The sequence below is a fragment of the Kurthia zopfii genome (assembly GCF_003143955.1).
GTDB lineage: Bacteria > Bacillota > Bacilli > Bacillales_A > Planococcaceae > Kurthia > Kurthia zopfii.
Genome location: NZ_QFVS01000024.1, coordinates 30660 through 41388 on the forward strand (window position 1 = coordinate 30660; position 10729 = coordinate 41388).

At 37.3% G+C, this 10729-nt stretch carries 13 protein-coding genes and 1 pseudogene; 2 read left to right on the forward strand and 12 right to left on the reverse strand.

Annotated features, from left to right (window positions below; genetic code table 11):
• Window positions 1-95: 95 nt before the first annotated feature.
• From DF281_RS09545 to aroQ, 11 genes are all read right to left on the reverse strand, one after another.
• Window positions 96-980, reverse strand: a complete 885-nt coding sequence (locus DF281_RS09545; protein WP_109350032.1) for a polyprenyl synthetase family protein — start codon at window positions 978-980, stop codon at window positions 96-98.
• Between the two features lie 3 nt (window positions 981-983).
• Window positions 984-1220, reverse strand: a complete 237-nt coding sequence (locus DF281_RS09550) for an exodeoxyribonuclease VII small subunit (RefSeq protein WP_172461985.1) — start codon at window positions 1218-1220, stop codon at window positions 984-986.
• Window positions 1217-2563: an exodeoxyribonuclease VII large subunit gene (gene xseA, locus DF281_RS09555; RefSeq protein ID WP_109350034.1), complete on the reverse strand. Its 1347-nt coding sequence runs from the start codon at window positions 2561-2563 to the stop codon at window positions 1217-1219. The genes DF281_RS09550 and xseA overlap by 4 nt, the downstream gene beginning before the upstream one ends.
• Window positions 2564-2696: 133 nt before the next feature.
• Window positions 2697-3548: a bifunctional methylenetetrahydrofolate dehydrogenase/methenyltetrahydrofolate cyclohydrolase FolD gene (gene folD / locus DF281_RS09560; protein WP_109350035.1), complete on the reverse strand. Its 852-nt coding sequence runs from the start codon at window positions 3546-3548 to the stop codon at window positions 2697-2699.
• 80 nt (window positions 3549-3628) lie between these two features.
• A complete protein-coding gene (nusB, locus tag DF281_RS09565; RefSeq protein ID WP_109350036.1) occupies window positions 3629-4003 on the reverse strand; it encodes a transcription antitermination factor NusB in 375 nt (124 codons plus the stop codon).
• Window positions 4004-4259: 256 nt separating this feature from the next.
• On the reverse strand, window positions 4260-4667 hold the full coding sequence (locus DF281_RS09570) for an Asp23/Gls24 family envelope stress response protein (protein ID WP_109350037.1): 408 nt from the start codon (window positions 4665-4667) through the stop codon (window positions 4260-4262).
• Window positions 4668-4687: 20 nt separating this feature from the next.
• Window positions 4688-6040 carry an acetyl-CoA carboxylase biotin carboxylase subunit gene (gene accC / locus DF281_RS09575; RefSeq protein WP_109350038.1) on the reverse strand — a complete coding sequence of 451 codons (1353 nt, stop codon included), beginning with the start codon at window positions 6038-6040 and terminating at the stop codon, window positions 4688-4690.
• A 16-nt stretch (window positions 6041-6056) separates the two neighbouring features.
• Complete coding sequence (accB, locus tag DF281_RS09580; protein ID WP_109350039.1) at window positions 6057-6560, reverse strand: acetyl-CoA carboxylase biotin carboxyl carrier protein; 504 nt, start codon at window positions 6558-6560, stop codon at window positions 6057-6059.
• Between the two features lie 339 nt (window positions 6561-6899).
• Window positions 6900-7457, reverse strand: a complete 558-nt coding sequence (gene efp, locus DF281_RS09585; RefSeq protein WP_109350040.1) for an elongation factor P — start codon at window positions 7455-7457, stop codon at window positions 6900-6902.
• Between the two features lie 25 nt (window positions 7458-7482).
• Window positions 7483-8544: a M24 family metallopeptidase gene (locus DF281_RS09590; protein WP_109350041.1), complete on the reverse strand. Its 1062-nt coding sequence runs from the start codon at window positions 8542-8544 to the stop codon at window positions 7483-7485.
• A complete protein-coding gene (aroQ, locus tag DF281_RS09595; RefSeq protein ID WP_109350042.1) occupies window positions 8544-8987 on the reverse strand; it encodes a type II 3-dehydroquinate dehydratase in 444 nt (147 codons plus the stop codon). The genes DF281_RS09590 and aroQ overlap by 1 nt, the downstream gene beginning before the upstream one ends.
• A gap of 212 nt (window positions 8988-9199) precedes the next feature.
• Here aroQ and DF281_RS09600 point away from each other — a divergent pair, with 212 nt between their 5' ends.
• The gene (locus DF281_RS09600; protein WP_240605537.1) at window positions 9200-10114 is read left to right on the forward strand and encodes a DUF1385 domain-containing protein; all 915 of its coding nucleotides are present in this window, start codon (window positions 9200-9202) and stop codon (window positions 10112-10114) included.
• 33 nt (window positions 10115-10147) lie between these two features.
• Complete coding sequence (locus DF281_RS09605) at window positions 10148-10327, forward strand: hypothetical protein (protein ID WP_109350043.1); 180 nt, start codon at window positions 10148-10150, stop codon at window positions 10325-10327.
• 43 nt (window positions 10328-10370) lie between these two features.
• Here the strand turns inward: DF281_RS09605 and DF281_RS09610 are convergent.
• A pseudogene (locus tag DF281_RS09610) lies at window positions 10371-10595 on the reverse strand (Lrp/AsnC ligand binding domain-containing protein); the annotation flags it as partial.
• Window positions 10596-10729 lie beyond the last annotated feature (134 nt).

Sequence of the window (10729 nt, forward strand, 5' to 3'; positions counted from 1 at the left end):
CCATCACACACCTTTACTTATCATAGATTTTACTCACACGACGTTTTTTCACTATTATAACAGTCATTAACTCGAACAGAAAGTGTTAAGTATGACTACTTGTTACGATGTACTATATAATCCGTTAAATCTGATAGATATTTACTACTAGACGGGATTTTCATTAGACATTCATGCGCTTTCGTAGCATGATCTTGTAATTTTTGTTTCGCACCTTCCAAAGTTAAAAGTGCAGGATACGTACTCTTGTCGCTCGCTTCATCTTTGCCAGCAGTTTTGCCTAGTTCTTCAGTCGTTCCTTCAATATCTAAAATATCATCTTTAATTTGGAATGCTAATCCAATATGATACGCGTATTCAACTAAAATTTCACGCTGTTCTTTTGTTGCACCTGCTAAAATCGCTCCTGCTTCAATACTAAAACGTAAAATAGCGCCCGTCTTATTCTCATGAACACGAACAAGTTCTTCTAAATTTAAAAGACGCTGTTCACCTTCCATATCAAGAACTTGACCGCCAACCATACCTTCTGCGCCAGCAGTTTCACTTAAAAGTTGAATCAATTCAATTTTTGTTTCGGCTGGTACATCTTTCAGACGAGCCAGAATGCCAAATGGTAATGTATTCAATGCATCACCTGCAAGCGTTGCATGTGCTTCACCAAATACTTTATGATTCGTAGGTTTTCCACGGCGGAAATCGTCATTATCCATACTCGGTAGATCATCATGAATTAGCGAATATGTATGAATCATCTCAACAGCAGATGCTGCAGTGTATCCAGCTTCCGATTGTACATGGAAGTGATCTAATACCGCAAGCACAAATAGTGGTCTAACTCTCTTACCACCAGCTTTTAAAGAATAAATCATTGGTTCTTTTAAAGACTGCGGAGCATCAATTCCTTCTACTAGGTCATACATATGTTTCTCCACTTTTGGAATTTCAATGTTCATAAAGTGCTTTAGTTCATCTGTCATTTCCTACGCCTCTTTCTCATCGTTATTCGTCATTGGTGTTTCAATGCCTTCTTCATCCATCATCGTCACTAATTGTTTTTCTGCTTTTTCTAATTGTGAATGGCAAGATTTCGATAAAGTCATGCCCTCTTTGTACAATTCTATCGCATCTTCTAACGGAACATCGCCTTTTTCTAAAGCTGCCACAATTTCTTCTAATTTAGAAATAGATTGTGCGAAATCATTCTTTTTAGCCATTATTTTCCCTCCGATTTTGTAATTTCAAGTACTTTCACATTTGCTTGTCCATCCGCTAACTTTAATTTTAAGTTTTGGTCTACTTTTATTTGTTCAATCGACTTCACGACATTTTTTTCTTCATACAAAATCGCATATCCTCTAGTCATAATGGCTAATGGATTTAATATTTCGAGTGAACGAACATTATTAAACAATAGTTGACGCTTTTGCTCGACTTGATGTTGCGCCAAGTAAGATAATTTAGTAGTCATTTGATCGATTGATTGTTTTAAGAACTGCACTTCTTTAATCGGATTTTGCGCTCGTAATCGCTCCGTTAATTGCATTTGTTGATTTTTACTTCGCTCAATCGTTCGCTTAGTATAGTGGTCTAATTGTTCGTCTAACCTTGCTAATTGCTCAATAAACGGGCGATATAGTCTGTCAGGGTATTGCATTGTATATGAGTTTTGAACGCGATTCAAGCGCGCTCGCTCATGTTTCAAAATCCCTTGCGTCTGATTAAAGACCCTTGCTTTCAAAGACATAATATACTGCATTAATTCGATTTGATCAGGAACTGCCATTTTTGCAGCTCCAGTCGGTGTTGGCGCACGTAAATCCGCTACGAAATCCGTAATTGTAACGTCCGTTTCATGTCCGACCGCACTAATGATTGGAATATGACTTTCGAAAATCGCTTGAGCGACTATTTCTTCATTAAATGCCCATAAATCTTCAATTGAGCCACCGCCACGACCGACGATTAATGTATCGATCTGACCAACTTCATTCGCTCGCTTAATCGCCTCTGCAATTTGAGGAGCGGCATTCTTCCCTTGCACTAATGTAGGAATGACGACTACTTCCGCAATTGGATAATGTCGTTTCAATGTTGAGAGAATATCACGAATGGCTGCACCAGTTTTGGCAGTAATGACACCGATTTTCTTAGGAAATTTGACAATTGGTTGTTTGAATTCCGGTTTGAAATACCCTCTTGCTTCTAACTCTTTTTTCAATTGTTCAAATGCGATATGCAAACTACCGACTCCATCTGGTTGGATATCATTTGCATATAACTGATATCGCCCAGATGATTCATAGACATTCACATCACCTTGAATCATTACTTTCATACCGTTTTCAGGTTTGAACTTTAAAGCGTTTGCATTGCGCGCATACATAACTGCTTGAATTTGCGATTTCTCATCTTTTAAGGTGAAGTAAATATGTCCAGATGTATGTAATTTAACATTCGAAAGTTCACCCTTCACATACACTTCTCGTAAATAAGGATCCACTTCAAATTTTCGCTTAATATATTTAGTTAACGCTTGAACTGTTAAGTAATTTACTGTCATTTTTTTCTCCTTCCAATTAAGGGGCGCTCCCTTTTATCTTCTGAAGTGATATTCGTCCATGAAAAAAAGCTGAAATTCCGCAGAAAATCAGCTTTCTGTATATTCTATTTTACCTTAATAATGCTCATTTGTCTTATACTAGCTTCATTTTTGCAGATTGTATTGTGTTGACCATCAACATTGTAATTGTCATTGGGCCAACTCCACCAGGTACAGGTGTAATTGCTGCTGTATGGTCTACAACATCAGCGAAATCAACGTCACCGCAAAGTTTGCCAAATTCATCACGATTCATACCAACATCAATAACAACTGCACCTTCTTTAATATGATGTGATTTAATCATCTTCGCTCGACCAACCGCAACAACTAAAATATCAGCTTGTTTCGTAATCGCTTCTAAGTCAGGTGTTTTCGAATGACAGTATGTGACAGTCGCGTCTTTTTGAAGCAGTAGTTGCCCCATTGGCACACCTACTATATGACTTCTACCGATGACAACTGCATGCTTACCTGCTACATCCACATTCGAAAATTCAAGTAATTTCATAACGCCATGTGGTGTACAAGGAAGAAATGTTTCTTGACCTAGGAGCATTTTACCAACACTCACTGGGTGGAAACCATCAACATCTTTAAGAGGAGAAATTGTTTCGATTACTTTTTGTTCATTAATATGTTTAGGTAATGGTAATTGAACCAATATTCCATCAATTTTAGCTGAACTGTTCAACTGCTCGATTTGTTGCAGTAGTTGTTCTTCTGTAGTTTGTTCTGGTAGCTTAATTAACTCTGAATAAATCCCAAGTTGTTGACAGGCTTTTTCTTTGTTCGCTACATATGTATGTGAAGCTGGATCTTCTCCAACTAGAATCACTGCTAATCCAGGTGTGATCCCTTTAGTAGCTAATTGTTGAACCTCTTCTTTAATTGAAACGCGAATTTGTTGACCAATCTCTTTACCATTAATAAGTTGACTTGACATTTTTAACACTCCCGAATTCAGCTTGATGCGTCAACAGGTTGTGAGGAAGAGCGAACTCTCCCTAATGCCCCATTAACGATCTAGTATTTTGATAATACGCCGTTCACGAACTTGCCTGATTGTTCATCGCCGAATGTTTTAGAAATTTCAACAGCTTCATTGATTACAACATTGCTAGGTGTTTCTGGCGTGTATAGTAATTCAAAAGCAGCTAAACGTAAAATAGTACGTTCAATTTTAGCTAAACGGTTTAATGACCATTTTTCTAATTTGCTTTCAAGTGATGCATCGATTTCTTCTAAATGATCTACTGTACCGTGTACAAGTTGTTCAAAAAATGTAGATGACTTTCCTTCTGCAACAGCATGCTCAATAGCAGCCTCTACAGTCATTTCAGTATTTTCTAGTTGAAAAAGTGTTTGTAACGCTTTTTCGCGTGCTTCGCGACGCTTCATGTTAATTAACTCCTTTTTATAATGTTTACAATAATACAAACACTATAACAATTATTTTCATATGAAGTTTATTTTATCACACTTTTGCTTGTCATCATACGCTTTACGACAAGTTTTAAAAATCTGTTTATTTTTTCGTGATAATTAACATAAGCGAACGATTTCAATACCAATTATAATAAATGTTCGTCTTTATGTCAATTGTAAAAAATAGACGTTTCAAGCTTTTCAGCTCAAAACGTCTATATGTGGGCATTTATTCAGCTTTTGAATTTGCAGCTTGTTCAAATTGAACCCCTGTAATATGAACATTCACTTCTTTTGTCTGAAGATCTGTCATATTTTCAATTGATTCACGAATTTGACGTTGGACCTCACGCGCTACATGTGCAACTGCTACGCCATATTGCACGACACAGTATACATCAACGATTAATCCATCTTCCGTCCATTCCGTTTTGATTCCCTTACCATGAACTTTCTTGCCGAATTTCTCTGCTACACCAGTTGCGAAAGTCCCTCTTGTACCAAAGATTCCTTCTACTTCTGTTGTTGCGATTCCAGCAATCACTTCAATTACCTCGGGTGCTACTTCAATATCACCTAAAGCCTCTTTACCATTCGGCGTACTTTGTGGCAATGATTGAATCTCTTTTTCAGCCATTGAATCTGCCCCTCTCATTATTAAGAATTAATAACGTCGTTTTCTTCTAAGAATTTCGTGTTGAATTTCCCAGATTTGAATACTTCATTACTCATTAATTTTTCATGGAAAGGAATAGTTGTATGAATACCAGGACCCTCTACAACAAATTCACCTAATGCACGTTTCATTTTTGCGATCGCAGCTTCACGCGTATCTGCATGAACGATTAGTTTCGCAACCATTGAATCGTAATAAGGTGGGATTGAATATCCAGCGTACATAGCTGAGTCAATACGAACCCCGATACCACCAGGCGTAATGTAAGTATCTACTTTACCAGCTGAAGGCATGAAGTTTTTGTATGGGTTTTCTGCGTTAATACGGCATTCAATCGCCCAACCATTCAATTTCACATCTTCTTGTTTATACACCAATTTTTCACCAGATGCAATTTTTAATTGTTGTGAAACTAAATCCACACCTGTAATTGCTTCTGTTACTGTATGTTCTACTTGGATACGCGTGTTCATTTCCATAAAGTAGAATTTATCTTCACGGTAGTCGTAAATAAATTCACAAGTACCAGCACCTCTATAAGAACAAGCTTCAGCAGCTTTAACCGCCGCTTGACCCATTTCTTCACGTCTTTCTTCTGAAAGCGCTGGAGATGGAGCTTCTTCAACTAATTTTTGCATACGGCGCTGTACTGTACAATCACGTTCACCTAAGTGAATTACGTTACCATAATTATCTGCTAATACTTGAATTTCACAATGGCGGAATAGTTCGATAAACTTCTCAAGGTACACCCCTGGATTACCAAATGCTGCAGCTGCTTCATTTTGAGTAATCTCAATCCCTTTAACAAGTTCTTCTTCTGTGCGAGCAACACGGATTCCTTTACCACCACCACCAGCAGTTGCTTTGATGATGACCGGATAGCCAATTTCACTCGCCCATTTACGGCCTGTTTCAATATCAGGAACAATACCAGTACCCGGTACTAACGGTACACCAGCAGCTTCCATCGTATCACGAGCCACATCTTTTATTCCCATTACTTTAATAGCATCAGAAGTTGGTCCGATAAAAGTAATTCCTGCATCTTCACAAGCTTCAGCAAATGAAGCATTCTCTGCTAAGAAACCGTATCCAGGATGAATCCCGTCACAACCTGTTTTTTCTGCAACCGCTAAAATGCGATCAATTTTTAAATAACTATCTGCAGAAAACTTAGGTCCGATACAATAAGCTTCGTCAGCTAATTGAACGTGTAACGCTTCAGCATCTGCTTCTGAATATACAGCTACAGACTGAATGTCTAATTCTTTACAAGCACGAATAACACGTACTGCAATTTCACCACGGTTGGCAATTAATACTTTTTTCATCAATAGGACTCCCCTTCTACGCTTCTTTTACTAGGAATAGAGGTTGGCCGTATTCAACTAATTCGCCATTTTCAACTAATACCTCAACGATTTCACCAGTTACTTCTGCTTCAATCTCATTGAATAATTTCATTGCTTCAACGATACAAACGATTGATTCTTCTCCAACTTTGTCGCCCGCTTTAACAAACGCAGGTGATTCTGGGTTTGGAGATGCGTAGAACGTACCAACCATAGGTGAAGTAATTTTATGTAGATTTGCATCTGCAACTACTTCTTCTTTCACTGCTTTTGGTGCTTCTGGAGCTTTAACAACTTCAGCTTTTGGCGCTTCTGGTGCCTTTGGCGCTTCAACAACTGGAGCTACTGCTACAGGTGCAGCTTGAGTAGTGGAAACTACTGTAGTGCCTGAATTCTTTTTAAGTTTTAGTTTAGTATCGTCATGTTCAAAAACAAACTCATCCACTGAAGATGAATCCACCAATTTAATGATTTCACGAATTTCTTGAATTTTTAACATAAATAAACTCCCCTTATTTGTGTGTATTATAATACACTTATTATTTTATCTCTTTTTTCAAAGTTTTGAAACAATTTATTAAAAAACAGATATTATTAGTCGTATTACAGAAAATAAGCGTATGAAACACAATACAAAATTTCTGAAAAAATAAAATTCAGAATGAGTAAACCAAATTTCATTTTATGTAAACGATTACACTCAATACAATAAATCGCTTTCGACAACTGTACTATCACAGTTTTTTTAATAACTTGATGATTATATTAATTATTATCATCTGGTGCTAATTATACTGAAAAAAATAACCTCTCGCAAGTGAGAGGTTATTTCGTCCAATTAAGCACGTGAAACGTAAGATCCGTCTTCCGTGTTAATGATTAATTTATCATTTTCGTTTACGAAGAATGGTACGTTAACAACTAAGCCTGTTTCCATCTTAGCTGGTTTAGAACCACCTGAAGCAGTATCACCTTTAATACCCGGTTCAGTTTCAGCAACTGTAAGCTCAACTGTGTTAGGTAGTGTAACACCTAGAATTTCAGTTTCGTAAGATAAAATTTGAACTTCCATGTTTTCAAGAAGGAATTTTAATTCATACTCTAATTGAGATTCAGCTAATTCGATTTGCTCGTAAGTTTCCATATCCATGAATGAATATTGGTCGCCAGATGCATATAAGTACTGCATTTTACGGTTGTCGATTTGTGCTTTTTCAACTTTCTCACCAGCGCGGAAAGTTTTTTCAGTTACGTTACCGTTACGTAGGTTACGTAATTTAGAACGTACGAATGCAGCGCCTTTACCTGGTTTTACGTGTTGGAATTCGATAACACGGAAAAGGTTTCCGTCTACACCGATTGTTAAGCCTGTTTTAAAATCGTTTACTGAGATCATTCTAAATTTCCTCCAAATAAATATATTATAAAATAATTAACTCTTTAGGGGCACTTGTTAATACCTCGTTGCCGTCAGCAGTAATTAGAAGATCGTCTTCAATACGTACGCCGCCAATACCTGGTAAATAAATGCCTGGCTCACAAGTAACTGTCATACCTGGCTCTAAAACTACATGAGAACGATGTGACAACCCTGGGCCTTCATGGACTTCTAAACCAATTCCATGACCTGTAGAGTGACCAAATGCTTCTCCATAGCCTTTTTCCGTAATATAATCACGTACAATTTTATCTGCTTCCAGACCAGTAATACCTGGCTTAAACTCTTTAAGACCAAGTAATTGAGATTGTAAAACAACATCATAAATCTCTTTTAACTGTGCTGTTGGTTCTCCGACAGCTATCGTACGCGTTGTATCTGAGATATAGCCATTGTAAAGCGCACCATAGTCTAAAGTGACAAAGTCACCCTTTTCTATTATTTTATCAGTTGCGACGCCATGTGGCAATGCAGAACGCAAACCTGAAGCAACAATTGTATCAAAAGAAGATTGAGTTGCTCCTTGCTGACGCATAAAGAACTCTAATTCATTCGAAACTTGTAATTCTGTAAGGCCCGGTTTAATGAATTTAATAATATGTTCATAAGCCGCATCAACGATTTCACAAGCGACTTTAATAATTTTTATTTCATCAGGTGTTTTGATCATACGTAATTTTTCAATTAGTCCCTCAACACCGACTAAATCAGTTTTTAAGTACTTTTCATATAAAAGGAATTGAGCGTAAGTCACGTTTTCTTTTTCGAAACCAAGTGTTTTAATATTCATATCGCTTACTTGCTTCGCGATTTCTTCTACCATTGTAGAAGTATGTTGCGCAATGCGGAATCCAGTGATTTGCTTAGCAGCTTGCTCCGTATAACGGAAATCTGTAATGAAGACCGCGTCATTTTTACTAATTACCGCTACCCCAGCAGTTCCAGTAAAACCAGTCATATATCTTAAGTTATAAGGATTTGTAATTAAAATCCCCTCAACATTTTGCTCAGCAAGTAAATTTCTTAATTTTTCGACTTTCATCATTATAAACTCCCCTTTTTCAATTGTATTAACGAACGTAATCCCGCTTCGTATCCAAAAGTACCTAAACCACTAATTTGCCCAACGCAAACAGGCGCTAAATATGAATGGTGACGGAACTCCTCTCGTTTATGTATATTTGAAATATGAATCTCAACTACCGGAATTTCTACACTTGCAATCGCATCCCGCAATGCAACACTCGTATGCGTGAAAGCTCCTGGATTAAAGACGATACCATCTAATCCTGTATCTTCAGCGTCATAAATCCAATCAATTAACTGACCTTCATAGTTCGATTGCTTCAATTCCACTTCCGAACCGAACTGCTCTGCTACACTTCGAAGCATTTGTTCAACATCTTGCAATGTTTCATGACCATAAATCTCAGGCTCTCTCTTCCCTAAACGGTGAAGATTCGGACCATTTAAACAAAGATATTTCAAATGAATCGCTCCTCTATTCATATTATCGGTTCTATTTTAGCATATATTTCGTGAAGCGTAACGTTTTAATCGTGATGACATCTTTTTCTAGAGTTTATTTATTTTTTTTAGTACAATTAGTCCATTATGATAAATACATAGAGAGCGGTGTGAAATTGAGTAAACAACCTACTACACCAATATATGGTGGGCAAGCGCTAGTCGAAGGTGTCATGATGGGCGGTGGACAGCATACGGTTTCTGCTATTCGTCGAAATGATGGCTCAATCGACTACTATTACGCTAAACGCGTTAAAAATCCAATGTATCAAAAAATGAAGAAAATCCCTTTAATAAGAGGTATTATCGCATTGATTGAGTCTGCGGCAAACGGTTCAAAACATCTGCAGTTTGCGAGCGATCGTTATGATGTTAACCCCGGTGAGGAATTATCCGCTGCTGAAAAAGAGAAAAACGCGTCAAAATTACAACTTTGGTTAGGCGTTGCAGCAATCGGCGTACTTTCATTTCTTTTTGGAAAATTCGTTTTCACATTGATTCCGATATTTTTAGCTCAATTACTGCATAATCAATTCCCAAGTGACACGGCGCAAATATTGTTAGAAAGCGCATTTAAATTAGTATTACTCGTTTCCTATATTTATTTAGTATCACTCACCCCGATTATTAAGCGGGTGTTCCAATATCACGGCTCCGAACACAAAGTAATTAATTGCTACGAAAATGGTGAGGAATTAACTGTCGAAAATGTCCAAAAGCAATCTAGACTTCACTATCGTTGCGGTTCAAGCTTTATGCTATTTACTGTTTTCGTCGGAATGGTTTTATATTTCTTCGTTCCTGTTGATCCACTTTGGCTTCGAGTAGTAGACCGCATTTTATTAATTCCAGTTGTTTTAGGGATTTCATTCGAAGTACTTCAAGCAACGAACGCTTGCAGAAATATTCCTGGTCTGAAATTCTTAGGTTACCCAGGGCTTTGGCTTCAACTTTTAACAACAAAAGAACCAAAAGATGATCAAGTGGAAGTTGCAATTGCATCATTCAAGAAGTTAAAAGAAATCGAAGCTGATCCGTCAATTATCGAGACAGTACACCAAGACGAAACAAAAGCTATGTCAAACTAGACATAGCTTTATTTTAAAATTGGAGGGGTTTTTATGAGAAAATTAGGATTCAACATGCTGTTCCTTTGTGTTTTAGCACTTGTACTCTATGTCATGGATGTCGTGAGTGGAAAAATTATTCTTTTAGTTCTTTGCCCAATCTTATTTCTTTTCATTTTGCTTACTGCACTTCAAACATATCAAACATACAAAAAACTACTGAATGAAAAGTGAGACTAAGTTTCTTCTGCAGACATCTTGGCAAGAAGAAACTTTTTTATTTTAAGGGTATAATTATTTGCTCAGTAACAGATGATAAAACAATATTGGTTGACGGTGTTCCATAAACCATTGACGCATCAATGAATTGCTCAAGCGATTCCACGGAATCCGTAGCAACATGAGCAATATAGCTTATTTCTCCCGCTACTCGGTAACAAGATATGACTGCAGGATGCTCCTCGCAAAATTTGGCTAATGTTTTACAATCTATTGATGTGAACTACTCACCACTTAGCTAAACCTTGCGGTTCTTCACGCTTGAAGTGGGAGCTTCTTGGGAATAGAGCGTACTTGCAAGTGTATTTCTTTACTTGCAGCGGTTTCTCTTATTTGACCGAGCTAACCCCGTAGTTC